Raw genomic sequence first — 25,460 nt, 5'->3', positions numbered from 1 at the left:
TCCTGGGCAGAAGGATCCGCGTCGTCGGGGCGGCTTGCGGGCGGTGGCCACGGAGCTGCGTCGGTCATCTCTCCCATGCTGTCACAGGCTCACCCGAGCGCTCCTTTCCCGTCGCGGCCCGTCCTTCGCAGCGGGGTACGGGTTCTCGGCCCTTCCCCGTCCTGCGTCGGTTAGCCTGAGTCGGTTACCGCGTGCACCCATCAGGGAATGCGATGTGAGACGGACCCCGCGCACTCAGCGCAGGGCACGCCACCGAGACGAGGACGAGGACGATGAGCGCGAGCATCCTGGTGGTCGACGATGACGCCGCTCTCGCCGAGATGATCGGCATCGTCCTGCGGGCGGAGGACTACGACGTGTCCTTCTGCGCCGACGGAACCGGTGCACTCGACGCCTTCCGGCGGTCCCGCCCCGACCTCGTCCTGCTCGATCTCATGCTGCCCGGCATCGACGGCATCGAGGTCTGCCGCTCGATCCGAGCGGAGTCCGGCGTCCCGGTCATCATGCTGACCGCCAAGTCGGACACCGCGGATGTGGTGCAGGGCCTCGAGTCCGGCGCCGACGACTACGTGGCCAAGCCCTTCGACCCCAAGGAGCTGGTTGCGCGGATCAAGACCCGGCTGCGTCCCGCATCGGCCGCGGCCAACGCGGTGCTGCAGGTGGGGGATCTGAGCCTGGACGTCGCCGGGCACGAGGTGCGTCGCGGTGACACCCGCATCGGTCTCACTCCGCTCGAGTTCGACCTGCTCCTCGCCCTCGCCTCCAAACCGCAGCAGGTGTTCACCCGCGAGATGCTGCTTGAGCAGGTCTGGGGTTACCACTACAAGGCCGACACCCGGCTCGTCAACGTGCATGTTCAGCGGCTGCGCGCGAAGGTCGAGAAGGATCCGGACGACCCCCGGATCGTGACGACCGTGCGCGGAGTCGGCTACCGCGCCGGCGCCATCCAGCCGAGCTGACCGTGCCCCGACCCTCCGCTCACGCTCTGCGCCGCTGGCTTGGCCATGTGCTGCGGGTGTGGCGCACGTCGTTGCAGTTTCGCGCGGTCGCGATCACGGTGCTTCTCAGCGGCCTCGCCATCGGCTCGACGGGGATCTACCTCTCGTACAGCATCAGTGACAACCTCTTCCAGTCGCGCCTCACGCAGGTGACCGGCGATACCGCGCGCGCGACCCGGGCCGCTCAGGGCTATCTGAACGCGGCGACCGTCTCGACCAGGCAGGACATGGAGGAGGTCATGAGTTCGGTACGCACCGCGGTCCGCGACGCCTCCTCCTCCGCCCTCATCGCCGTCGTCCGCTCGCCTGATCAGGACGCGTCCTCGCTCGCTCCGCAGGACGTCTACAACCGCGAACTGCAAAACCGTGTCATCAGTGACGCGCTGCGCGAGAGGGTGCAGGCCGGCGCCGAGGGTCAGTACTGGCAGTCGGTCACGCTCGACGCCTCCGGACGGCAGCAGCCGGGGATCCTCGTGGGTTCGACCCTTGATCTGCCGGGTTCGGCAGGGCGCTACGAGCTGTACATCGGTTACTCCCTCGCCGACGCCGAGCGCACCCTCCAATTCGTGCAGCAGGTGCTCACCATCGCCGGCATCCTGCTCATCCTGCTCATCGGTGCCGTCAGCTGGGTCGTCGTGCGGATCGTCGTCGCGCCCGTGCGGGTCGCCGCAGACACCAGCCAGCGACTAGCCGCCGGCGATTTCGACGTGCGCATCCCTGAGCGCGGGCAGGACGTGATCGCGACCCTCGCCCGCTCCTTCAACGGCATGGCCGACAGCCTGCAAGACAGGATCAGTGAGCTGGCTACGCTCAGTCAGGTACAGCAGCGCTTCGTCTCGGACGTGTCGCACGAGCTGCGCACTCCGCTCACCACGATGAAGCTGGCCGGCGACGTCCTCTACGACCAGCGCGAGGGCTTCCCTCCGGTTGCTGAGCGCACCGTCGAGCTGCTGCACGGCCAGATCGGCCGGTTCGAGAGCCTCCTGGCTGACCTGCTCGAGATCTCGCGCCACGACGCGGGCTCGGCCGAACTCGAGCTGGAGCCGGTCAACCTGGTGCGTCTCGCGGGGGACGAAATCGAGGCGATGCGCGGAATCGCCGAGGCCAACGGCTCCCGGCTCACGCTGTCAGCACCCGGCGGCTACTTCGATGCCGAGCTCGATCCGCGTCGTATCCGCCGGATCGTGCGCAACCTGCTCGGCAATGCGATCGAGCACGGCGACGGCCGTGAGATCGTCGTCACCGTCGACAGCAACGCGTGCGCGGTGGCCCTTGCCGTCCGCGATTACGGTCACGGCATGAACTCCGAGGAGGTGGCGCGGGTGTTTGACCGCTTCTGGCGGGCCGATCCTTCCCGCCGCCGCACCCTGGGCGGCACGGGCCTCGGCCTGTCGATCGCGCAGGAGGACACGGCCCTGCACCACGGCTGGCTCCAGGTCTGGTCGATGCCCGGCCGCGGCGCCTGCTTCCGCCTCACTCTCCCGAGGCACCGCGGCGAGCGGATCGACTCCTCGCCGCTCCCGCTGCCCCCGGTCGACGCGGGGGAGCAGGCCTACAGCGGGCCGGTCGTTGTGCCGCCGGTGCAGACGGCGCCCGTCGCGGGGGTCCTCCCGTGAGGCGCGGCGCGCTCCGGGCAGCGGCTGTCGCCGCGCTCCTGGCTCTCGGCCTGGCCGGCTGTGCGGGCATCCCGCGTTCCGGTGACGTCGGAGTCGGACGGCCGGACCCGGCGCCACAGGACCTGCAGTACGACTTCCTCCCGTCTGGCCCCGCCGCCGGTGCATCGCAGCGCGACATCCTCGCCGGCTTCATCGATGCCGCGTCGAGTCCGCAGAGCAACTACAAGATCGCCCGCGAGTTCCTCTCCACCGGCGCCGTCTGGACGCCGGGCGAGCACGTGACGGTCGACGAAGGCCAGCGCTCCTCCGCCTCCCAGTCGGCGTCGACGCTTTCCCTCACGATCACGCCCGTGGCCGAAGTGGACGCGACGGGGGTCTACACCGACGTCGCCACCACAGCCGCGCTGACCCTCGACTATGGCTTCGTCCAGGAGAACGGCCAGTGGCGCATCAGCGCACCGCCGAGCGGCGTCGTGATCGATCGCACCACTTTCGAGCAGGTCTTCTCGACCCATGCGCTGTACTTCTTCGACCCGAGCTATCGCTATCTCGTGCCCGACCTGCGCTGGTTCGCCTCCCGCGCTGACAGCTCGACCAGCACGACCATCGTCACGGAACTGCTGCGCGGACCCACGCCCTGGTTGCGCGACTCTGCCGCGGTCGTCTCAGCGTTCCCCACGGGGACGGCGCTCGCCGCCGAGACCGTCCCCGTCGAGTCGCAGCGCGCCCTGGTCAACCTCAACCCGGCCGCGCTCGAGGCCGACCAGCGCCAGTGGCGATTGATGGCCCTCCAGCTCAACCGCAGCCTGGCGAACGTCTCCAACGTGACCGGAGTCGCTCTCTCGGTCGAGCAGAACCCGATCGACGTCTCCCCCGAGGTCGGTGGTCTGCCGGTTTCGCCACGGGTCGACACCCGGCCCCTGGTGCTGACGGACGACGCGTTCGGCTTTCTCGGCTCGTCCGGCCTCGCTCGGACCGGCGTGTCGGAGCGGATCCAGAACCTTGATCCGCGGGCCGCCGTGCTCGGGGCGCAGCGCGGTGCCGACTCCGACGCCTCCGCTGCGGTGCTCTCAGACGCCGGAGTGAGTCTGCTCGATCCCGAGCGGGGCGACGTACTGCTCGACGCGCGCTCGGGGCTGATCGCGCCGACGATCGACCCGTCCGGCTACGTCTGGTCGGTGCCCGCCGGCTCGCCCGGGCAGCTGGTCGCCTACACGGCCGACGGCTCCCGCTCCATGCAGGTCGCGACCGCGTGGAGCGAAATCGAGTCGCTCGCGTCGATCGCCGTCTCGCGCGACGGCACACGGATGCTCGCGCTGGCGCAGGACGGGCCTCAGGCGACGGTGCTTGTTGCCGGTATCACCCGCTCGCGGGACGGCGATCCGGTCGCGGTCGGCGAGCCGGTCGTCCTCCGATCCATGCTCGGCACCGCCATCACCGCCGCCTGGGCCGATGAGGTCGATGTGGTCGCGGTCGTCCGCGCATCGACGGGGGAGGACACCGTCACCATGAATCTTCTCGGCGGAGGGGCCACTCCGCTCGGCACCACGACCGGCACCGTGCAGATCGCGGCCGGCAACGCGTCCACGCAGATCCGCCTCCTCGCCGAGGGCGGCGAGCTGCGGCAGCAGCGCGGATCGGCGTGGCAGACCATCGCGACCGACATCCGCCTGCTTGCGGCGCAGACCGGCATCGGATCCTGAACGCTCCTCCCCAGGTCCATCACACCCGCGGATTGTCCCGAACGGGCAATTTCCTGTGCCGCTCGGCTCGCCGCCTCGGCAGTGTGGGGGAATGCTGACTGACCACCTCCTCGAGGCCCTCGCCGTCCTCCTCCCGCTCGACTGCCCCGCCTGCGGTGTCGCCGTCTCCCGGGCGCCCTGCGTCCCCTGCGCACGGGAGCTGGCCGAGTCGGCGGTGATGACGCGGCGTTCGCTCGGCCCGCCGGACGATCCGCTCGAGGTGGTCACGGGCGCGCCCTACGCGGGAGTGGTCCGCCGGCTCGTCCTCGCGCTCAAGGAGGAGGGCCGCACGGCCGCCGTCCGCCCGCTTGCCGGCCTGTTGCGACCGGCGCTCCGTGGCGTCCTCCGCGGAAGTCCCGCGCCGCTGGTTGCTCCACCGGGCTCGTACGCGAGCCGCGTGCGCCGCGGCATCGACCCGGTCGCGCTCCTCGTGGCGAGCGCCGGCGGGCGCGTGGAGAATGTGCTGCGCCGCACGCGCACCGTCCACGACCAGGTCGGGTTGGGTCGCGTCGATCGCCACGGCAACCTCGACGGCGCTTTTCGCGCCCGCCGCTCGCTCGCACGGGTGCCGCCGGTCGTGCTCGTCGATGACGTCGTCACTTCGGGGGCGACCCTGCTGGAGCTGCGGCGGGCCGTGCGTCTGGCGGGCGGAACGGTGCGCGGCGCGGTCGCGCTGGCTGGTACTCCGCTGCGATCGGAGCCGCTAGTAGGCGCGTCTCGATGAACACCCGGTGACGATCCGGTGCCCGGGGTCTACGGTGGGGGCACGGCGTGAACGGTCCGCCCCGGAGCAAGGCGGCACGCCGGACTCGACTGGGAGGTTGTCATGGACATCGACATCACAGGACGCAACATCGACATCACCGATCGCTTCCGCGCGTACGCGACGGAGAAGTCGGACAAGGTGGCGCACCTCGCCGATCGTGCTCTCGCACTCGAGATCAAGGCGAGTCGCCATGCCGAGGGCAAGGGCGCAAGCGGCGGCGACCGAGTGGAGCTCACGCTGATCGGGAAGGGGCCCGTCGTACGGGCCGAGGCAAGCGGAGCCGATAAGTACGCCGCATTCGACATCGCCATCGGACGTCTCCTCGAACGTGTGCGACGAGCCAAAGACCGGAGGAAGGTCCATCGCGGCCAGCATCGGCCGACCTCGCTCCGCGACGCTGCCGCCGACGACTTCAGCGTCGTTGCCATTCAGCCCGCCGATGCCGCGGTGCTCGAGCAGCTCAGCGCCGGTGTCGTCCCCGTACAGGCGGCAGAGCCGGAGCCGGTGGAGGACGAAGTCGAGGAGCCGTACTGCCCCGTCGTCATCCGCAAGAAGGTCTTCGCCTCGGTGTCGATGACGGTCGACGATGCCGTCGACTACATGGAACTCGTGGGGCACGACTTCTACCTCTTCATCGACTCCGAGACGGGTCGACCGAGCGTCGTCTACCGCCGCAAAGGCTGGGATTACGGCGTGATCGGGCTGGGCGACGAGGCGGACGAGGTGGCCGAGCAGGCCGCCGGCTGATCGACGCGCACAAGGGGCCCCGGTGCTGCGAGCATCGGGGCCCCTGCGCGTCTGCGTTCTCTGAGCAGGCCGGGAGTCCGCCCAGGGCGGACACGATGCCCGGGCCGACCACAGCCGGCCCCGGCTAGGCTGGTCGCGGTCCGCGCTCCGGCGCGCGGCTTCAGTCTTCTACTTATTTGGAGTACCCCGTGGCCTCTGTCCTCGAAAAGGTCCTTCGCGTCGGGGAGGGGCGGGTCATCCGCCGCCTCGAGAACTACGCGAAGGCCGTCAACGCCCTCGAAGAGGACTTCACGCACCTGAGCGACGAGGAGCTGAAGAACGAGACCGTCGAGCTGCGCGAGCGCTACTCGAACGGCGAGTCGCTGGACGACCTGCTGCCGGAGGCGTTTGCCGCCGTGCGCGAGGCCTCCCGCCGCACGCTCGGCCTCCGCCACTTCGACGTGCAGCTCATGGGTGGCGCCGCCCTGCACCTCGGCAACATTGCCGAGATGAAGACCGGCGAGGGCAAAACCCTCGTCGCGACCTTGCCGGCGTACCTCAACGCGATCGCGAGCCGCGGCGTGCACATCGTCACGGTGAACGACTTCCTTGCCTCGTACCAGTCCGAGCTGATGGGCCGCGTCTTCCGCGCCCTCGGGATGAGCACGGGCGTGATCCTCTCTGGACAGACTCCGGAGCAGCGCCGCGAGCAGTACGCCGCCGACATCACCTACGGCACGAACAATGAGTTCGGCTTCGATTACCTCCGCGACAATATGGCGTGGCAGGCGCAGGACATGGTGCAGCGCGGTCACTTCTACGCGATCGTCGACGAGGTCGACTCGATCCTCATCGACGAGGCCCGCACCCCACTGATCATCTCCGGCCCGGCGTCGGGCGAGGCCAACCGCTGGTTCGCCGAGTTCGCCACTCTCGCCACGCGCCTCATCGACGGTGAGGACTTCGAGGTTGACGAGAAGAAGCGCACCGTCGGCGTCCTCGAGCCCGGAATCGAGAAGGTCGAGGATTACCTCGGCATCGACAATCTCTACGAGTCGGCGAACACCCCGCTCATCTCGTTCCTCAACAACGCCATCAAAGCGCGTGCACTGTTCAAGAAAGACAAGGACTACGTCGTGCTCAACGGCGAAGTCCTGATTGTCGATGAGCACACCGGCCGCATCCTCGCCGGCCGTCGCTATAACGAGGGCATTCACCAGGCGATCGAGGCGAAGGAGGGCGTGCAGGTCAAGGCCGAGAACCAGACCCTCGCGACCGTCACGCTGCAAAACTACTTCCGCCTCTACGGCAAACTCTCGGGCATGACCGGCACCGCCGAGACCGAGGCCGCCGAGTTCATGTCGACTTACAAGCTGGGCGTGGTGCCGATCCCGACCAACCGCAAGATGGTGCGGATCGACAACGCCGACCTCGTCTACAAGAACGAGCAGGTCAAGTTCGAGCAGGTCGTCGAGGATATCGCCGAGCGTCACGCCGCCGGGCAGCCGGTCCTCGTCGGCACGACCAGCGTCGAGAAGAGCGAGTACCTCTCGCGCCTGCTCGCCAAGAAGGGCGTGCGCCACGAGGTCCTGAACGCCAAGAACCATGCTCGGGAGGCGGCCATCGTCGCCCAGGCCGGTCGCCTCGGTGCCGTCACGGTCGCCACGAACATGGCGGGCCGCGGCACCGACATCATGCTCGGTGGGAACGCCGAGTTCCTCGCCGTGGCTGAGATGACGGCCAAGGGCCTGAACCCCTCCGAAACTCCGGATGAGTACGAGGCCGCCTGGGACGACGTCTTTGCCGCGGTCAAGGCGAAGGTCGGCGAGGAGGCCGAGAAGGTGCAGGCCGCCGGCGGCCTGTACGTGCTCGGTACCGAGCGCCACGAGTCGCGCCGAATCGATAACCAGCTGCGCGGCCGTTCCGGCAGGCAGGGCGACCCGGGTGAAAGCCGTTTCTACCTCTCGCTCACCGACGACCTGATGCGCCTGTTCAACTCCGGCGCGGCCGAGGCCCTGATGGGGCGCGGCAATGTGCCGGACGACATCGCCATCGAGTCGAAGGTCGTCTCGCGAGCGATCCGCAGCGCACAGTCCCAGGTCGAGGCTCGCAACGCCGAGATCCGCAAGAACGTGCTGAAGTACGATGACGTCCTCAACCGTCAGCGCGAGGCCATCTACTCCGACCGCCGCCACATCCTCGAGGGCGACGACCTGCACGAGCGCACCCAGAAGTTCCTGGTCGACGTGATCGACGAGATCCTCGAGGTGCACACAGGCGATGGCAACGGCGACGACTGGGACTTCGACGCCCTGTGGACCGAGCTGAAGACGCTCTACCCGGTGAGCCTGACGATCGACGAGGTCGTGCAGGAGGCCGGCAGCCGCGGCCGCATCAACAAGGAGTTCATGCGCCGGGAGATCCTTTCGGATGCGACGCTTGCCTACCAGCGCCGCGAGGAGCAGCTCGGAGCCCCGGCCATGCGCGAGCTCGAGCGCCGCGTCGTCCTCTCGGTGATCGACCGCCGCTGGCGTGACCACCTCTACGAGATGGACTACCTGAAGGACGGCATCGGCCTGCGCGCCATGGCTCAGCGCGACCCGCTGGTCGAGTACCAGCGCGAGGGCTTCGCCCTGTTCCAGCAGATGATGGGCCAGATTCGTGAGGAGACGGTCGGCTTCCTGTTCAACCTCGAGGTCGAAGTGACCGAGAAGCAGGGCGAGGTCGCCGGGGTCGCCGCCAAGGGCCTCGCCGAGCCGGTTGCACCGACCGAAAGGCTCAGTTACTCCGCGCCGAGCGACTCGGGCGGAGTCGAGGTCCGCAATCAGCGCGGGCAGGTGCAGCAGGCGGCCACGGCTAAGGCGCGGGCCGAGGAGGTCCGCAAGGCCCTTCCCGAGGGTGGGGTCGACGAAGGCCCGACGACGACGGGTGCGTTCGGTCAGACGACCGGCGGCTCCGGAGCCGCGCCGGCGAATCGCGAGGAGCGCCGCGCGCAGGCCAAGCGCCGCTGACATTCCGCCACGACGACACCCTGGCTCCCGCGGCCGCGGGAGCCAGGGTGTCGTCGTGCGCTGGTGCCCGTTAGTGCTGCTCGCGCACGCGCGCCGTTATGCCCGCGTTCACAGCACGTTGATCGCGGTCGCGCGCCAGCGGGCGTCCATGCCCTCGAGGCGGATGGCAACGGCTCGTGTGCGCACGCGGGTGTGCACCATCACCACTCCTTCGACGACGCCGTCTCGGGGCTCGGTGATCACCACGCGGCCGACCGTGAAGGGGATCCGCTGCCCTGTGCGGCGCTTCAGGCTCCGTGAGCGCGCCGAGAGCACGACACGCTTCTGCAGATGGTGGTACACCTCGTCGGTCAGCCAGCGGGCGATCTGGTCGATCTCGCGCGAGCCCTCGAGGATCTCGAGCACGACCAGGGTGAGCCGAGCGAGGAGCGGCTCTGGGTCGGGCAGTTGGTCCCGGGTCGCAGGCTGCGCCGCGAAAAAGGCCTCCACCGGGGCTTTTTCGTCGGGCGGGGCCGGGTCGAACGGCAGGGTGCGGTAGTCGAAGGCGTGGAGTGGGAGGCTCATTCGGTGTGATCCAGTGGCAGGGCGAGCGACTCATGGGTTCGGGTCACCTCTCGGCTCGACAGGGTGGAGCGCGCTCGGGCCAAGCGCGCAGGGATGGCCCCATCGAAGCAGTCGAGGTAAGCTCAAAGGGGTCTCGGCGCCAGTCTGTGGATAACCCGGCACGCTGCGCACCAGTGCGGTGTGCCCGGCCGCGTCTGGTCGTCAAGCAGCGGCCTAGGCTTGTCGGGTGTCGACCCTCAGCGATCTCGTCCTCTCCCACGGCCGCTCCGACGAAGCGGATGTGGAATGGCTGCACCTGCTGGTCGGCGATCTGCAGCTTCTCGCCGACCTCGCATTCGCCGACATCGTGCTGTGGGTACCGACGGCCGACGAGAGTTTCGTGGCTGTCGCGCACGCTCGCCCGTCCAGCGCGGCGACCCTCTTTTACCGCGACTTCGTGGGGCAGCGGATCAAGTCGGAGTGGCGCGCCCAGGTGGTCGAGGCATATGAGACCGCGCGCATTGTCGACACCTCCGCACCCGACTGGTTCGAGGAGACGCCCACCCGCGTGCGTGCCGTACCGGTCCTGCGCCGGCTCGGCGCCACCGACGGCGCGACCACCGATCGGCCAATCGCCGTCGTCACGCGACACACCAATCTCAGCGAGACCCGCACTCCGAGTCGCCAGGAGCTGACTTTCAACGATTGCGCGAACGATCTTTTTTCCATGATTGCGTCGGGCGATTTCCCTGATCTCGGCGCCCCAACCGGCCCTCGTCGCGGGGCTCCCCGTGCTTCGGACGGGCTGATCCGCCTCGACGTCGACGGCATCACCACCTTCGCCAGCCCCAACGCCCTGTCGGCGTTCAACCGCATCGGTTTCGCGGACGAACTCGAGGGCGAGTCGCTCGCCGAGGTCACCACGGCGCTCCTCACCGGCAAGCTCGTCATCGACGAGTCACTTCCGCTCGTGGTCACCGGGCGGGCGCCCTGGCGTACCGACATCGAGACCCGCGGTGTGACAATCTCACTGCGCGCGATCCCGATTCGCGACCGGGGCGAGCGCGTTGGCGCCGTCGTGCTCTGCCGGGACGTGACCGAGCTGCGGCACCAGGAGCGCGAGCTGATTACGAAAGACGCGACGATTCGCGAGATTCACCACCGCGTGAAGAACAACCTGCAAACCGTGGCGTCGCTACTGCGGATTCAGGCGCGTCGCACCCACTCAGACCTCGCCCGCGAAGCGCTGACGCAGGCAATGCGCCGTGTCGCCGCCATCGCGGTCGTGCACGACACGCTTTCAGAGGGCCTCAATCAGGACGTTGACTTCGACCAGGTGTTCGATCGGGTCCTGCTGCTGATCGCCGAAGTCGCTTCGACGCACAACACGACGGTGCACCCCAAGCTGAGCGGGAGCTTCGGCAACTTGCCCAGCGAATACGCGACTCCGCTCGCCCTGGCCCTGACCGAACTCGTCACTAACGCCGTCGAGCACGGTTTGGCCGGCCGCGAGGGCGATGTCGAGATCGTCGCGACGCGCGGCGACGACGAGCTGACGGTGAAGGTGCGCGATACCGGAGTCGGACTGCCCGAGGGCAAAGTCGGTTCCGGTCTCGGGACGCAGATCGTCCGCACCCTGATCCAGGGCGAGCTGGGCGGCACGATCGACTGGCACACGCTGGTCGGTCGGGGCACCGAGGTCACCATCGAGATGCCGCTGCGCTGGCTGGAGCGTGACCGCTCCTGAGGGCGCCGCGACGCGCGGGGGAGCGGCCGACGCAGGCCCCTCGGGACGACGAGACCCCCGTCGCCAGGAGGCGGACGGGGGCCGGATCGTCGGACTGCCGAGCGGCCGCGAGTGACTAAGAGGCGCGGCGGGCGCGCGCGGCACGACGCTTCAGGGCGCGGCGCTCGTCCTCGCTGAGCCCACCCCACACGCCCGAATCCTGGCCGGTTTCAAGGGCGTACTGGAGACAGACCTCAGTGACGGTGCAGCGAGCACACACCGACTTCGCCTTCTCGATCTGGTCGACCGCCGGTCCGGTGTTGCCGACCGGAAAGAAGAGCTCGGGGTCTGCGGTGAGGCAAGCGGCTTTGTCGCGCCAGTCCATGCGGGTGCTCCTTGTGTGCAGGCGTGCGTGGAGGAACCACGCAGTGTTCGGGTGGGATGATCGATTCACGCCGACGATCACGACCTGTATCTGGACCTCACGCCTTCACCGGCGCACGCCACGAGACTCCACGCGAGGGCGCGGAGTGTTTCGGGGTGGTGGTCGGGTCGGCGATCGGTTCAAGCCCGGTGCGCACGGCACGGTGCGAAGCACTGCGCCGGCCACCGGTTCCAGAGTTGGCCATCCGACGCGCCCCGTGCCTCTCGACACGGTGGGGATCGGATGCTCACATTGACGGAAACCCACGACCCTGTGAGCGGTGAAACGAACTGGACTAGCCTGTCACGAGGATGAGTCCGAATCAAGAGATTTGCATGGGATGTGGCTGTGACCGCTGAGGCAAACAGATCGCGCGGACCTCGCTCCACCGGATCCAGACCGGTCGGGCTCCTCGTCCTGATCGCGGTCCTCGTGCTCGAAACGCTTGCCGTCGCCGCGCTCGCGGCCTGGCTCCTGATCGAGTTGCTGACGACCGCGGCGGACACGATCGGTGGTGGGATCGCCATCGTCGTGCTCGCTCTGATTGCGCTCGGCTGGGCGGCCGCCACCACTCTCGGTGCAGTGCGGCGCCGCGGCTGGATGCGCGGGTCGGCGCTCACGATGCAACTGGTGGTGATGGCCGTCGCCCTCGGCGCCTTCCAGGGACAGTACGCGGTGCCCGACATCGGCTGGGCGCTGCTGGCGCCTGCGCTCGTCGCGGCCGTGACGCTCTTCCTCCCGAGCGTCGTCGCGGTGACCCGCCGCGATCCCGACCTCAGCTAGCGACTCCTCCTGCTCGGGTCGTGGCGCGGGTCGCCGGCCAGCACGGTGTCTCCCGCGCGCAGGTGGCACTTGCCTGGGTGCGGCAGCAGGAGGCGGTCACCGCGCCCCTCGCGGGCGCCACCAGGATGGAGCGTCTGGAGGACGCCGTGGCCTCGGTCACTCCCACGCTCGGCGAGGACGAGCTGGAGGCGCTGAGCGCTGATCATGCGCCGCGCTTCCCGGAGGGCTTCTCACAGCGCCGCGCCTGCGCAGCATTTTTGGCGCCCGCACCCGATACGATCTCCTTCGAAATCGATGGAATCTCGGATCGGAGGATGGCGTGGCTGAGGACGTGGGGGACGCCCTCGGTGCGCGATACCGACTGCTCGATCGGCTCGGAGCCGGAGCGGCCGGCGAGGTGTGGCGTGTACGCGACGTGCGCGAGGGGTCCGAGCTCGCCGCGAAGCTCCTCCGGCGTGAGCACACCCAAGACACCGGGCTCGTCGAGCGGTTCGTCCGCGAGCGCTCGGTCCTGACGCGGCTGCGGCATCCGCGGGTGGTCGCGGTTCGCGACCTGGTCGTCGAGGGCGACACGCTCGCGATCGTGATGGAATTGGTCGGTGGGGGCTCGCTCCGCGACCTGCTGAACGCTGAAGGGCCGCTCGCCGCCGGCCGAGCCGTCGCGGCGACCGCTTCCATCCTCGATGCTCTTGCCGCCGCTCATGCCATTGGCACGGTGCATCGCGACGTGAAGCCCGACAACGTCCTGCTCGCGCGGGAGGTGCCCGACCTCGGCGAGGCAGTCCGCGTCTCCGACTTCGGTATCGCGCACGTCGTCGCAGAAGGCCCTCGGGCGACGACGGGCATCATCGGCACGCCCGAGTATCTGTCGCCCGAGATGCTCGCGACGGGCGAGACCGGTCCGCCCAGCGATGTGTACTCCACCGGCATCCTGCTCTACGAGCTGCTCTCTGGACGCACGCCGTTCGCCGGGATCGGCAACGACTTCGCGGTGGCATACCGGCACGTCTCGATGCTGCCGCCTCCGATCGACGTCCCGCCCAGCGTCGGGGCCATCCTCAACCGCATGCTCGCAAAGGACCCCTCGGGACGGCCCACCGCGGCGGAGGCGTCCGGGATCCTGCGCGGTCTCGTCGCCGGACTCGCAGGCGTTCCCGCGCTCACCCGCGCTGCTGATGTGCCGACCTTCGAGGAGGTGGCGCGTCCCGCGACGGTGCTGCGCGGCGCACACCCCGGACCGGAGGTCGAGTCGGTCCCGGTCGCCGAGGAGGGGCCCGCGCCTGAGCTGGGTCCGTCCGCCCAGGCGACGGTCCTACGCTCACGGCCGCGGCGCGAGCTGCGTGCAGCGGCGGCGCCTGTGCCCGTGGCTGCGACTCGGCGGCGGTTCGACCCGCGAATGATCGCCGCCGCTGTCGGCGCTGCGGCCCTCCTCGTGGGGGCCGTCGTCGTGGCGATCCTCCCGCGGGGAGAGGACCTACCGAGCGGATCATCGATGGCCGCGTTCTCGGCGCAGCAGCAGGACAGACCGCTCCCCACCGGCCTCGGGATCTCGCGCTCGGCGTCCTGGGATCCGCAGAGGCAGTCGCTCGTCGTCGAGCTCTCCTACTCCGCGCAGAGTGCACCCCTCAGCGGGGCATTCCTCGAGGTCCTGCCGGGCATCGACGACGCTGCGACCTGCCCCGCCGTTACCTGGTCCGGAGCGGTGGGTGTGCGCAACCAGCCGAGCGTGACGGGGGTCGGAGTCGCCTGCGGCTGGAACCTGACCGGGCTCGACATCCCGGCGCAGGGGACCGTCGTGGTGACCGCCACTGTCGCGGTGCCCGTGGGCGACAAGGCCGCTCTGGACGCCTGGCTTCGCCGTGCGTCAGCAGCGACGTCGACGGCCGTCTCCGATCCTGCCGTCGCGGGGACGGCCTACCCAGTGCAGCGCCTCCGCGATATCCGCATCGAGACCCCGGCCCGTACGGTCAGCCAGACCCCGCTGCCGGTGACGCTTGTGCCCGTGTGGCCAAATGGAGCGGACCCTGTGAACCCGCTGCTCGTCGCTCCCTCCGCGGGCCGCGCCAGCAGCATGCTCGACGCGGTCGCCGGTGGCGTGAGCGGAGTTCGGCTCAGTGACGGGTGCGGTGGCGCCGTCGCCGTGTCCTCCGACGGCCTGACCGTGACTGCCCTGTCGGTCACCCCCTCCTGTGAGCTACGAGCGCGGGTGGGCGCCTTCTCCGACCTCACGAGCAGTCCTTTCGCGATCACGACGCGCGACTGAGACCCTCGTCGTGCGCCACTGGCGCGGGATGGCTGGCGCAAAACGACGGTTGAGCAATTTCGGGCCATACGCTTACGAGACATTCTCAGCGGGTGATTCACCCGCGGGGGAGCGGACGGGATGGTCCCGTCCGCACTGGGAAGAAGGGTGTGGTTCATGTCTCGTGTTCTCTCAACAGAAGAGGCCAAGTCGGCGATCCAGCAGATGCAGTCGATCATCAACGGCGGTCTAACGGATCAGATCAGCCAGCTGGACGCGCAGGGGCGGACGCTGTCCGACCCCAACGTTTGGGATGGTCCGCTGGCGTCGCAGTTCCGGTCCTCGACCTGGCCCGAGACTAAGTCGGCGCTGGAGAAGGCCAAGCAGGAACTCGAGGAGCTGCGCGGTCAGCTGGCGACGATCTCGCAGAACATCTTCGCCGCCGGCGGCGGAAGCTGACCGACCGTCCCGCTCCTGCGCTCACCTTGCGCAGGGGCGGGACGCCTTCTGACTGTTCACGGTAGGGAGAGGTGGCGGTACGGGATCTGGGTGCAATCGAGGAGGAGGTCCCGTTCGCGACAACCTGGCGTGGGAGTAGGACGCCGACGGCGTCCGCACCGCCGTCGTCGGGCCCGACGGCACCGCGACGCGCTACGAACGGGACGCCGCGGGCAGAGTCGTCGCGATCGAACACCCGCTTCTCGGCCGTGCCGAATTCTCCTACGACCCCGCTGGGCGGATCGCATCGTCGTCGGTCGGCGGTGGCCGGCACACGTGGCGGTACCGCGATGGTTTCCTCATCGAACACGTCGACCGAGGGCGCGTTACCGTCCTCGATCGCGACAGCGAGGGGCGGCTTGCACGGGTCCGTAGTGACGAGGGGGCGGTGGAGTACCGCTATGGCGAGGCGTGCCAGCTCGTCGAGGCCCGCGGCGACGTGGTCACCTCCTGGGCGTACGACCCCGGCGGGCGGATGGTCTCAGAATGCGCGGCGTCGACTATTATGCCGCGGACGGTTGGCGCTGCTGCGAGTGGTGCGGCTGAGGGCGCGTTTGATGGAGCGCGCGCGTATGTGGCGGAGCCGGGGCCGTATACGCCTGAGGGTCTCCTCGCGGCAGGCACGGAAAACGCGCTGATCGGCGCGGCCACGGCGGGGATCACGGCGAACATGCCTCCCTGGCTATCGGTCGAGGAAATGAAGTGTTTCGATAACTGGATCTATCGGTCTCGGTATACGACGGAACCGACGGTGATGTTCCGGGCAGGAGACGTCAATGGTTCCCGCACGGGCAATTGGTGGTCAACAGATGCGCCCTTGAGTGTCAGCGTGGTGCGCGCTGAGAAGGCCCTTCCGCCAGTGTGGTCCACGGGTGATCGCAATATACTGAACACAGGTTTCTCTGCTGAACTCCCGGCTGGCCTTTCAAGCCACGTTGGAAGCGGCGCGACAGCGTAGTGCAACTGGTGAACTGTATCGCGGCGGAACCAACCAAACGTTCTTGCCTGACGGTAGGACGAGCGGAAGGGAAATAGAATCCTGGTCCCTCGCCCCCTGACTCAACTGCGAAAAGAGCAATTTGCAGAGACGTTAGACCACTGTGCATTATCTTTCTTGGAAGTGAGTGCGCCGCAAGCGTCACAGCGGTTTGCGCACTATGCCTGCACCGTGAGAAGTGCCACGTCACTTCGTCAAGTAAGATACCTTGCATCGCTTGTGCCGAGAAATTTTGTAGGTACAATGAATAGTCTAAGCGACAGATGTATTATGCATGCTGATGGGAGTATCGATCTGCAGCAGACGGAAAAGTACGATAAGGCAATAGCTGATGTTCTACAACAATCTCGCCGTTTCCGATGGTGGTTATGGTGGCTCTAGGATCCACGAGTTTCACGGCGCCCGATGAGTAGCTCGAAAAACACAGACGTTCTCCTCGGCGCAGAGAAAAGTATGCGGCCGCGCTCGCTGATTTTTCCCGTCCGCACGCAGACTGCCGATGATCGAAAGTAGTGAACTATTCGTGGTTCGCGCGCTGGGCGCCGGCGCTCGAGCAAATGCGTCATCTTGGCAGCCGAGCCCGATCGTCGTATGAACAGACATCCGGGGGAATGAGAGAGAAAAGTGGATCGTGTTTCGAACACCGCGGCCTTCTGAGCCGGCTCGCAAAAATTTTTTGAAGAGATGCAGTGATGGACCTGTTCCGCCTGAGTGGCCGACGTCGAGACGAGTACGCTGAGGCATTAGCCTATCTCGCGGCTCGACTGCCGCCGAAGAGCTTTCATGCGGGCCTGTTCGCCGAACATGCCCAACGCGCGCGCGAAGCGACGACACGGAAAGACATGCGGCTGCTCTGCAAGCGTGTGCGACAGCCCTACGGGTGAAGGACTGGGGCGTCGACAGCCACCGAATCGTTCAGGAGGACGGCTCGCTGGACCGCGAAGCCACGTCCCGACTCGACGAGGCTGTCGAGTACGTTCGGATACGCTCCGCGTCGTTCCGGTGGTGGTTCTGACAGGTCGTCGTCGATCGCGCCGCCGCCCGAACGGCTCCGCCCCTAGCCGTCCCCCTCCTGCTCCGGCGTCGGCGACACCGCCTGGAGGAAGTGCACGTCTCCCGCGAGGCTGACAAAGCCGCGGCCGACGGTGGCCGGGACCGGGAGGCGCCGGGGGATCGGCGCGGGGAACAGCTGGGTGTCGTGCTCCCAGTCAGGCTGCAACAAGAGGCCGGACCGGGATCGGCCCAGGGCCTTCGTCCAGTGCCCGAATTGCGAGCGCAGTTCGACCGAACGTCCGGCGGCAATGACGCACCGTCCTGGGTGGGATCCGGAGATCAGGGTCGTCAGGCCCTGGCCGGGGTCGTCCCAACGTTCGGCATCGTCGATCAGCAGCAGCACCGGCCCCTCCTCCATCAGCAGGGACGCGAGGAGGGCGCGAAGCTCCTCGGCACCGACGGCGAGCCGGTCGAGACCGGCGCCGACCAGGGGCGAGCGGCGGTCACACGCGCCCCAGATCCCGACGGTCCCGGCAGCGCGGGCGGCCTCGGCGAGCGCGAGCAGCACCGTGGACTTACCGGAGCGGGCGGGACCGCAGATGAACACATGCTCGCCCTCATAGAGCTCGAAGGCGAGCGGCGCCAGATCGGCTTCGCCCAGTCCGATGGGGATCCGCCAGGGTTCGCCGTCGAATCGGGCCTCGACGCCGAGAGCGCTGATCGCCACCCGCTCGGGCAATGTGGCGATCGCTGTGGTCTTGGTGGTGGTGTCGGGCCAGGCGGCGACCACCTCGGTGACGGCGGCGTGCAGACCCGCGGCGGGTATCGCGACCTGTGTCTGGAGGAGGGACGAAGTGAGTACGCACCGGCCGGGCACCGGCGGCGGGGCGTAGCGGGGCTTCACCCCGGCGATCGAGTAATCCTGTGGATCCGCGAAACGGAACAGCCACTTCTGCGTGGTCACCTCCTCCATCACCGACGGCAGGCCCTTGACGCGGGTGCTCGTGACGGCGAAGTGCAGTCCCAGTTCAGGACCGTCGGCGTAGGCCCGCGCCAACGCCTCCAGCAGACCCTGGCTCTCCCAATCCTCGAAATCGTCCTTGAGCGTCGCCAAGCCGTCGATCAGTACCAGCGTCCGGCGGCGCTCCCCGTGAGACGCGCGCCGCCTCTTCACCTCGTCGCGGATGTGACGGAGGAAGCGGGTCTGCTTCTCCCGCGCTCCCGCTCCCGCTCCGACATAGGAGACGGTGTGCGGCAGATCCGCGAGCGCTGAGCAGTCACGGGAGGCCGCATCGAGGACATAGAGGTCGAGTTCGCCGGGGGAGAAGTGACGGGTCGCGGTGAGAGCGACCGAGGCCAGCGCCGTGCTGGTGCCGCTGCCGGGGATGCCGAGCAGGAGGAGGTTGCCCTCGGTCAGGTCCCACCCGCTTGTGACCTGGCGCTGGTTGTCGGGGTCGTCCGAGAGCGCGATGCGCAGCACGTCGTCGACGACGTCGCCGAGGTCGGACTCTTCGGCGCCGAAGCCTCCGAGCTGGATGGACTCGCCGAGCGGTTCCGGCCAGATCGGACGGGGCGGAGCGAACCCCGCATCCGCATTCGCCTCGACCACCGCGTCGATCAGAAGGTCAAGGTCGGTCGGGGCTGTCTCATCCGCCGAGCCGAGGGTCGACTCGCTGGTGGGGACCCCGGAAAAGCCGACGGTCCGGACCTCGACCAGGTTGATGACCTCCGCCTCAGCCCGCCCCGTGACCAGGGCCGTCTGCACGGGTGTGATGTCGTTCTGGCCGAGCTTGACGTAGGCGCGCCCAGTCTGACTCCGCGAGATCTCGGCCGCACTCGGCACGCCGATCACGTTCACGGAGTCGTCGCGGCTCTGCACCCGGAGCGCAACGCGGAGGTTGGTGTTCGCGAGGATGTCGTCGTTGACGACGCCGGCGGGGCGCTGGGTCGCGAGGATCATGTGCACGCCGAGTGTGCGTCCGACGGCGCCGACGCTGACCAGGGATTTTAAGACATCGGGGTGCTCCTTCGCGAGCATGGCGAATTCGTCGACGACGAGGAGGAGCCGTGGCATCGGTTCAGAGGGCGATGTTGCCCAGTAGGCGTCAAGGTTGTCGATGCCTTCGCCCGCGGCCGCAAACACGCGCTGTCGCCGCTGCATTTCTGCCTCGAGCGAGCGCAGGGCGCGGTCGGCCAGTTGCTCGTCGAGATTACTGATCGTTCCGATGGTGTGCGGCAGACGTTCGCACGCGGCGAAGGCCGCACCGCCCTTGAAGTCGATCAGGACGAAGCTGAGGCGAGTCGGATCGTTGCGTGCCGCGAGACCCGCGACGAAGGAGCGCAGGAATTCGCTCTTGCCCGAGCCCGTCGTACCACCAACGAGCCCGTGCGGTCCGTCGGCGACGAGATCGAGGACGAGCGTGCCACCCTCACCGGTGCCGACCGGAGCCCGTATTCCTTTCGCCGTCGACCACCACTCCCTGACTGAGGCCACCGTCGGGTGATCCACGCCGAGCAGCGGCGGGAGGCGCACCAGCCCGGGGAGCGCGGCCCCCGCGGTGACGAGTTCAGGGTCCTCGAAGCGGGCGAGGTCGCGGGCGCAGCGCTCGGCACTGGTGCGGTCGAGTCCGGCGAGCACGACATCCTCCACGGTGAGGCGCTCGTCGGGTCGGGAGAGCGTCGCGGACGCGTCGGGCTCGATCTGCACGACCACGTTGCACGAGGCGGGGAGCTGCTCCTCGGAGGCGGCGAGGACGATGCCGGCCACGCGGGCTCCGGCGTCGCGCTGCCCCCGGCCGAAGCCAAGGAGATCGCGCGCGGGAGCGTCCCGGCCCTCGGTGAGCACGTCCGAGTCGAGGACGAGGAGCGTGCGCGGCCCGGACTGCTCGGCGAGTGCGTCGCGCAGTCCGCGGAGGATCTCCGTGCTGCGTTCGCGGTGGTCCGAGAGCCAGCGCTCACCGCCAGGGCGCCGGGTGTGTGGCAGCCACGAGGCCCAGCTCCAATCATTGTCACGGCCGCGGTCACAGAAGACGCCGATCGTCAGGTCAGCGGGGCCGCAGTGCACCGCCGCCTGACAGAGCAGGCTCCGGGCGAGTGCCAGTGCCCCTTCGCGGTCGCCGACGATTCCGACTACACCCGCGTCGGAGAGGTCGACGGCGACCGGTGCACTCGGGATCACGCTGCTCGCCAAGATCTCGCGCACCGTGTCCTCCGGCCGCGACCCTGAGCGCTGATCGAGCGTCGGCGTCCACGGCACATCACCGACGCCCGCGTGGAGAGTGAGCACGTCGGCTGCCGTCGAGCGGCGTTGCCAGAGCGAGGTGGTGGGCAGCGCGGCGCGGCGAAGCGCTGTCGCCGGGTCGGGAGCCTCCTCTTCGAGGCGCGTCCGCTCGACCCGTGCTGCCCGAGCGATGTCGTCTCGGAACTCCTGGAGCGCCTGCTCGAACCGCTGCTCCTCCGACCGCGTGGAGCGGGTGTGCCGGTGCTTCTGCTCGAACCACATGCCGACCCCCGCCACGGGACTGAGGGCCGCGAAGAGGGCGTAACGCGCGTCGCCCATGATGAGCACCATCGCGAAGGCGAGGACGAGTGGTGCGACGACCGTGATGATGCTGAATTTCGTGGCGGAGGCGACGGAGACGCGCGTCGGCGGAACGACGGGGTCGGCGGCGGCGGACCGGCCAGGACGCGGCGGCCTGTTGAAGGGCACGGTCGCGTTTGCAGTGAGGTTGTTCAAGCTGCCGGGCTCGGGAGCGCGCGGTTCGTCCTGCGTAGGGCGGAGGAGGACCGCGGCTCCTCCGGCGATCAGGACAGCGGGCCCGGTGACGACGGTGCCGTCACTGTCGGCTGGCACGCCGTCGACCAGAGTCCCGTTCGTGCTTCCGGCGTCGCGCACTCGCAGACCGTCGCCCTCGCGGACGATCGTGAGGTGCTCCCAGGAGGCGCTGGCCGTATCGAGGACGAGATCGGCCTGCGGTGCTCGGCCGACCGTCAGTGGTCGGCTCCTGGGGATCTCGACCACGGGTCCGGCGGACAGACCTCCCGAGAGCGCGGCGGTCCAGCCTCCGACTGCTCGTGGCCGTGGCTCGGCCGAGCGGGCGATTCTGGTGCCCTCGAGCAGGAGGATTTCGTCGATCGGAGTCTCGACGGGGTGCAGGGCGGAGTCGACGGCAAGCACGGTGCCAGCGTCGAGCCGGCGCCCGGTAACGGCCTCCACGAGGTCGCCGAGGGTCGCGGACGAGCGGTGCCGACCGAGGTCGACATCGTGGCGGGAATCGTCGAGTTCGAGGAGCAGTCGCATCGTGTGTCCTCAGGGTCGAGGCTGTCCGGCGAACCAGAGCAGTGGGACGGTGGTCGGGCGCAGGCCGAGATCCTGCGGGGTGGCGTGCAGCGCGAGGACCGATGCGCCGAGGGCGGTCGGCGCACTGAAATCGAGCCGGGGCCCGGCGAGGCCGTCGGCCGGACTCACGACGGAGCCGCTCAGCGCGGCTCTGACCGCCGATGGATCTCGGCGACCCGCCGCCGCAGCTGCACGCACGAGTGCTACGACGGCGTCGTGGCTGGGGGTGTCGGCGACCGCTGAAACGTCACGGAACGGCCGGTCGCCGAGGAGGGCTGTCTGCGTGGAGTCGTCGGCCGTCACTCGCAGGGCGGCGAGGTACGCGGACATGGCGCGTCCTGCCTCGTCGCCACGGAGCGCGACTGCGTCGCCGGAATCGACTCCGGCCGTTGTCAGGTCGCCCGACAGCGTCCCGCCGGCATCGACGAGTGCGGAGGCGAACGGAGGGCTCTGCGCGTCAGGCGTGAGCAGGATCGGCGTCGCGGTTCCTGCGGCCTGCAGCGCAGCGACGGCAATCGCTTGCGTCTCGGCCGGACCTGAGACGAGAACGCGGTCCACGGGGCGCTCCCCACTGAGGTATGGCCGAGCGGCGTCGACGAGGTCGGCCGTCGAACCGCCGGGGGCGAAGACGAGGGTCGCCTCGGGCGCGACTGCTTGGGGAGCGGTCCCGCCGGCATCGACGAGGAGAGTCCTCGACCCCGCTCCGGCAGCCTCGACCAGGGCGGCGTCGATCCGTGCGGCGTCGGGCGCGGTCAGCCACGCACCGTCGCCGGCTGATGCCGCGTCGCCGCCGTAGGGGAGGAGCGCCGCGATCCCGCTCGCGCGCGCTGCGTCGACCGCCGCTGATGTGTGCGAGCCGTCGGTGGCGATCACCAGACCGGACACCTGCTCGCCCGCGAGCTCTTCCACGGCCGCGCGCGCACCGTCTGCCGTACCGTGGTCATCGGCAGCGACCACGCGGACCGTGCAGCCGCCCATCGCGAACCGTCGTGCGGCCACCACGGCTCCGTTCGCGGCGTCCTTCCACTCCGATCCCTCGCCGGGAGCCGAACTCAGCGAGACGATGACCCCGAGGGTCAGCCCTTCGGGCACTCGAGCGCAGGAGAACCCGACCGGCAGCTCGGCGACCGATGTGGTCGGAGTCGGACGAGGCGGCAGTAGTGCGATCAGGACGCCCCCGAGGATCAGCAGCGCCGCAAGCACGGCGCCTCCCGTCAGCACGAGCCGCCGGTCCGGCCTGGTCCGCGGGGCGGTCCGCTTCCCGAGCCGGCTCATCGTTCGTCGCCGATCGTGAAGGAGTACACGGTCTGCGTCTGCGCACCCTCCGGAGCGTCGAGATGGAACGCGGGGAGAGTGTCCGCGGCGACGAGCGAGGCCCGCTCCTGCGCCTGAGCGAGGAGGATGCCCGAGACGTCCTCGGAGCGCACTCCGGCGTAGCCCTGAGCGCTCTGGGAGGCGAGGGCCAATTGCACGTCGGCGGTGCCGACCTTGGCGGCGCTCGTGGTCATCGACCCGAGCAGGCCGGAGCCGCCGACCGAGCGGTCGCCCAGGTCGAGCAGCACCTTGTGGAGATCGGCCGTGAGCAGGGCGGAGGCGGCGTCCGTGTCGCGGGTGGACGCATCGATTGTCGTGGCGATCCTCGTCAGCGAGTCGCGGGTGCGCTCCGACACCGCGCTACCGATCCGGGCCTCTGCCGTGCTCAACGCTTGGTGCTCCGCGTCGACCGTCGCTGTGCCGTCGGCGCGGATGTCGTTGGCCGTCTCGTGCAGCCCGGAGACGGAGCGATCGAACATTGTCGTGACCGCCTCGGTGTCGACGACGGAACGCGCGGAGACGCGGCGGATCTGATCGTCGAGAATCGCGGCGACTGCGGAGGCGGCGGCGGCGTCCGCGTGCGCGAATGCCGCCTGGATCGCCGGTGCCAGAGCCTCCTGCTGGACGGAGAGTGCGTCGACGCGTGAGCCGAGCGAGTCCCGTTGCGCGACGAGGGCGGCGGAGGCGGTACGGAGTGCGGTGATCCGCTCCGTGAGGTGACCGTCGTTGGCTGACAGGGCAGTTGCGGTCTCCGTCGCGGTCGTACGAAGGGAGGCGAGCGATGTGCGCAGCGCGGTCAGGTCGGCTCCCGCACCGGTCTTGCCGACAAGCGTCGCGACCGTGGTCCAGGACTTCGCCTGCTCGTTGATCCGGTCGGCTAGTGGAGCGGAGTAGCCCTTCGGAGTCGCCAGCCGGCCCGTGCCGGAGCAGGGGGTGCCGGTCAGGTAGGCGCGTAGACGATCGATGCTGGTGGTTGGCGTACCGGCGGGTGCGGGTGTCGCCGTCGGTGTGGTCGTGGCTCGGGGTGTCCCCGCGGGTGCCGGGAGGGCGGGGAGCAGTGTGCAGAGTTCGTCCGCCAGCTCCTGGTTCTGAGCCGCCAGTGAGCCCGCTGTGTCGGGTGTGCCGAGTTCGTCGAGTGCCGCTGACGCGGTGCTCCCGACGGACGTCATGGTCTTCTCAAGGGTGGCTACTTCGCCGTCGATCCCGTCGAGCGTCGTGGTCAGCCCGGCGAGCGTCGTCGCAGCGGAGCCGTCGGGGGCGCTGGCGGACAGCGCGTCGGTGGCCTTTGTGGCCTCGTCCACCCGGGTCGAGAGAACGGAGTACTCCGACTCCACTCCGGCCATCAGCTCGGGCTGCAGTGAGTCGACCAGCTCCCCGCCCTGGCGAAGTAGCCCGATCAGCACGGTGTTCACGGCGGTACCGGAGGCGGCGAGCGAGCACGTCATCGAGGAGGTCGTGCAGCTCTCAGCCGTGGGTGACGCGGGTCCGACTGCGCTGCGCAGCGATGCGACGACCTGCTCGCGGCAGGAGTCGGCGGCCGTGCCGTATGCGTCCAGCTCGGCGGTCAGCCGCAGCAGCTCGGAGTGGATCGTGCCTGATCCGCTGGGATTCTTGACCGCCACGGAGCAGCCGTTCCCCGAGAGCACGGGCTTGGGTACGGACGCCGAGGTGTCGCCGAGCATCGCGTCGACCGCGGCGATCGCCTGCGAGAGCTGCTGCAGCAGCCCCGACTCCGTGCCGGAGACTGTCGTCGAGAGTTCGCTCCGAAGGGCGGTCAGCTGCCCTGAGAGGCCCTGCATCGACGCGGCGGTCGAGGCGGTGCTCTGCCGCAGCTCCTCAGCGGTGCGCACGCCCAGCGTCTCGGACGTCGCGTCGAGCGCGGTGCGCACCTCGGCGACAGTCGTCCCGGCATGGGTCAAGAGCTCATCGACGGAGGTGATCACGTCGATTGTGCGCCGCTGGAGCGCGAGTGCAGAGGCCGGACTCGTGTCGAACGCCGCCTCGAGGGCGCCCGCGGGCGTCGGATCCGTCGCAAGCCCCGGCTGCACCGCCAGGTTGAAGGACGGCACGGCGAAGTCGGACACGTCGGCGACGAGTGTCAGCGTGGCGTTCGCTCCTCCCGAGGGCGGTGCGAGGAGCGACGCCCACTGGAGGACTGCGTCACCCGCGTCGTCGCGACTGAGCACGCCGTTTGTCACCGCGCCCGTCTCAGCGGCGGTGACGACCCGACTCGGCGAGACTCCGGGGAGGACCGTCGAGGCGGCGAGGGTGAGCGGCGCTCCCACGAGAGCAGATCGGCTCGTCGCGCCACCCGCGACGTCGAATGTGACGTCCTCGGCGTGGACCGTTAAATTCTCGACCGCCAAGGAGATTTCGACGCGTCCGGAGTAGCCGCGAAGATCGGCGAGATTGGTCCCCGCTGAGTCCGCGGTGCGGTACGAGGTGCGCACGCGGACCGGCAGGTCGCCTGCGACGGCGGCGGGGTCGTAGGAGGTCGTCGAGGTGGTGGTCTGCGACACATCGGACCCGACTCCGACGGCCGTGGCGTCGATCGTTCGCACGCTGCCGTCGGTCGTCGCCGCGACGGAGACCGACTGCAGGACACGCGAGGAGGGGAGCGGGGGAGGTGAGGGGGTGCAGCCCGCCAGGAGACCGACGATCAGGGCACTCGCCGCGCCCATCAGACCCACCCGCATACACCGTGCTCTTCTGCGCTTCATAGCCACCCCTCGTTCCGACGGG

17 protein-coding genes and 1 pseudogene are annotated in these 25,460 nt (G+C 69.1%); 13 read left to right on the top strand and 5 right to left on the bottom strand.

Translation table 11 applies throughout. The features are described from left to right. Positions 1–272 precede the first annotated feature (272 nt). The 6 genes from mtrA (at position 273) to secA (ending at position 8,859) form a co-directional block, all read left to right on the top strand. Positions 273–959 carry an MtrAB system response regulator MtrA gene (gene mtrA, locus HRF29_RS04485; RefSeq protein WP_173245158.1) on the top strand — a complete coding sequence of 229 codons (687 nt, stop codon included), beginning with the start codon at positions 273–275 and terminating at the stop codon, positions 957–959. A gap of 2 nt (positions 960–961) precedes the next feature. Next, entirely contained in the window at positions 962–2,614 is a 1,653-nt protein-coding gene (gene mtrB, locus HRF29_RS04480) for an MtrAB system histidine kinase MtrB (RefSeq protein ID WP_343043646.1), read from the top strand. Beyond that, positions 2,611–4,317 carry an LpqB family beta-propeller domain-containing protein gene (locus HRF29_RS04475; RefSeq protein WP_173245155.1) on the top strand — a complete coding sequence of 569 codons (1,707 nt, stop codon included), beginning with the start codon at positions 2,611–2,613 and terminating at the stop codon, positions 4,315–4,317. The genes mtrB and HRF29_RS04475 overlap by 4 nt, the downstream gene beginning before the upstream one ends. A gap of 91 nt (positions 4,318–4,408) precedes the next feature. Beyond that, positions 4,409–5,080, top strand: a complete 672-nt coding sequence (locus tag HRF29_RS04470) for a ComF family protein (protein ID WP_173245152.1) — start codon at positions 4,409–4,411, stop codon at positions 5,078–5,080. 102 nt (positions 5,081–5,182) lie between these two features. Then, a complete protein-coding gene (hpf, locus tag HRF29_RS04465; protein ID WP_173245149.1) occupies positions 5,183–5,869 on the top strand; it encodes a ribosome hibernation-promoting factor, HPF/YfiA family in 687 nt (228 codons plus the stop codon). 188 nt (positions 5,870–6,057) lie between these two features. Beyond that, positions 6,058–8,859: a preprotein translocase subunit SecA gene (secA, locus tag HRF29_RS04460; protein ID WP_173245146.1), complete on the top strand. Its 2,802-nt coding sequence runs from the start codon at positions 6,058–6,060 to the stop codon at positions 8,857–8,859. 108 nt (positions 8,860–8,967) lie between these two features. Here secA and HRF29_RS04455 read toward each other — a convergent pair whose 3' ends face one another. Next, the gene (locus HRF29_RS04455) at positions 8,968–9,423 is read right to left on the bottom strand and encodes an Rv3235 family protein (RefSeq protein ID WP_222929586.1); all 456 of its coding nucleotides are present in this window, start codon (positions 9,421–9,423) and stop codon (positions 8,968–8,970) included. A gap of 226 nt (positions 9,424–9,649) precedes the next feature. On the opposite strand from HRF29_RS04455, the gene HRF29_RS04450 reads away from it, so the two are divergent. Continuing rightward, complete coding sequence (locus tag HRF29_RS04450; RefSeq protein ID WP_173245143.1) at positions 9,650–11,149, top strand: histidine kinase N-terminal domain-containing protein; 1,500 nt, start codon at positions 9,650–9,652, stop codon at positions 11,147–11,149. A gap of 115 nt (positions 11,150–11,264) precedes the next feature. On the opposite strand, the gene HRF29_RS04445 is transcribed toward HRF29_RS04450, so the two are convergent. Next, positions 11,265–11,513, bottom strand: a complete 249-nt coding sequence (locus tag HRF29_RS04445; RefSeq protein ID WP_055788231.1) for a WhiB family transcriptional regulator — start codon at positions 11,511–11,513, stop codon at positions 11,265–11,267. A gap of 387 nt (positions 11,514–11,900) precedes the next feature. Here HRF29_RS04445 and HRF29_RS04440 point away from each other — a divergent pair, with 387 nt between their 5' ends. From HRF29_RS04440 to HRF29_RS04420, 6 genes and pseudogenes are all read left to right on the top strand, one after another. After that, positions 11,901–12,335, top strand: coding sequence for a hypothetical protein (locus tag HRF29_RS04440; protein ID WP_222929585.1), 435 nt, complete (start codon positions 11,901–11,903; stop codon positions 12,333–12,335). Between the two features lie 20 nt (positions 12,336–12,355). After that, positions 12,356–12,469: pseudogene (locus tag HRF29_RS15460) on the top strand (aldo/keto reductase); the annotation flags it as partial. A 185-nt stretch (positions 12,470–12,654) separates the two neighbouring features. Continuing rightward, positions 12,655–14,598 (top strand): protein kinase domain-containing protein, encoded by a 1,944-nt coding sequence (locus HRF29_RS04435; protein WP_173245140.1) that lies wholly within the window; start codon positions 12,655–12,657, stop codon positions 14,596–14,598. A gap of 156 nt (positions 14,599–14,754) precedes the next feature. Continuing rightward, the gene (locus HRF29_RS04430) at positions 14,755–15,036 is read left to right on the top strand and encodes a pyrophosphorylase (protein WP_104264895.1); all 282 of its coding nucleotides are present in this window, start codon (positions 14,755–14,757) and stop codon (positions 15,034–15,036) included. 427 nt (positions 15,037–15,463) lie between these two features. Then, complete coding sequence (locus HRF29_RS04425; protein WP_246226590.1) at positions 15,464–16,033, top strand: hypothetical protein; 570 nt, start codon at positions 15,464–15,466, stop codon at positions 16,031–16,033. A gap of 731 nt (positions 16,034–16,764) precedes the next feature. Continuing rightward, positions 16,765–16,956, top strand: coding sequence for a hypothetical protein (locus HRF29_RS04420; protein WP_173245137.1), 192 nt, complete (start codon positions 16,765–16,767; stop codon positions 16,954–16,956). 173 nt (positions 16,957–17,129) lie between these two features. On the opposite strand, the gene HRF29_RS04415 is transcribed toward HRF29_RS04420, so the two are convergent. Genes HRF29_RS04415 through HRF29_RS04405 form a run of 3 tightly spaced genes read right to left on the bottom strand, consistent with a single transcriptional unit; the run spans position 17,130 to position 25,399 of the window. Next, a complete protein-coding gene (locus tag HRF29_RS04415; protein ID WP_173245134.1) occupies positions 17,130–21,365 on the bottom strand; it encodes a type VII secretion EssC family protein in 4,236 nt (1,411 codons plus the stop codon). A 9-nt stretch (positions 21,366–21,374) separates the two neighbouring features. After that, positions 21,375–22,679, bottom strand: coding sequence for a type 1 periplasmic-binding domain-containing protein (locus HRF29_RS04410; RefSeq protein ID WP_173245131.1), 1,305 nt, complete (start codon positions 22,677–22,679; stop codon positions 21,375–21,377). Continuing rightward, entirely contained in the window at positions 22,676–25,399 is a 2,724-nt protein-coding gene (locus HRF29_RS04405) for a hypothetical protein (protein ID WP_222929584.1), read from the bottom strand. Before HRF29_RS04405 ends, HRF29_RS04410 begins: the two co-directional genes overlap by 4 nt. Positions 25,400–25,460: the final 61 nt, after the last annotated feature.

Source organism: Rathayibacter agropyri, from assembly GCF_013249015.1.
In the GTDB taxonomy this organism is placed as follows: Bacteria; Actinomycetota; Actinomycetes; order Actinomycetales; family Microbacteriaceae; genus Rathayibacter; species Rathayibacter agropyri.
This window is presented reverse-complemented; position numbering and strand designations above follow the sequence as displayed.

Excerpts from the sequence above, each read along its gene's own strand:
- HRF29_RS04470 (WP_173245152.1), top strand. The coding sequence starts at position 4,409 with ATGCTGACTGACCACCTCCTCGAGGCCCTCGCCGTCCTCCTCCCGCTC.
- HRF29_RS04415 (WP_173245134.1), bottom strand. The coding sequence starts at position 21,365 with ATGCGACTGCTCCTCGAACTCGACGATTCCCGCCACGATGTCGACCTC.
- HRF29_RS04445 (WP_055788231.1), bottom strand. The coding sequence starts at position 11,513 with ATGGACTGGCGCGACAAAGCCGCTTGCCTCACCGCAGACCCCGAGCTC.
- mtrA (WP_173245158.1), top strand. The coding sequence starts at position 273 with ATGAGCGCGAGCATCCTGGTGGTCGACGATGACGCCGCTCTCGCCGAG.
- HRF29_RS04430 (WP_104264895.1), top strand. The coding sequence starts at position 14,755 with ATGTCTCGTGTTCTCTCAACAGAAGAGGCCAAGTCGGCGATCCAGCAG.
- HRF29_RS04455 (WP_222929586.1), bottom strand. The coding sequence starts at position 9,423 with ATGAGCCTCCCACTCCACGCCTTCGACTACCGCACCCTGCCGTTCGAC.
- hpf (WP_173245149.1), top strand. The coding sequence starts at position 5,183 with ATGGACATCGACATCACAGGACGCAACATCGACATCACCGATCGCTTC.
- HRF29_RS04420 (WP_173245137.1), top strand. The coding sequence starts at position 16,765 with ATGGACCTGTTCCGCCTGAGTGGCCGACGTCGAGACGAGTACGCTGAG.
- HRF29_RS04410 (WP_173245131.1), bottom strand. The coding sequence starts at position 22,679 with ATGAGCCGGCTCGGGAAGCGGACCGCCCCGCGGACCAGGCCGGACCGG.
- HRF29_RS04405 (WP_222929584.1), bottom strand. The coding sequence starts at position 25,399 with ATGGGCGCGGCGAGTGCCCTGATCGTCGGTCTCCTGGCGGGCTGCACC.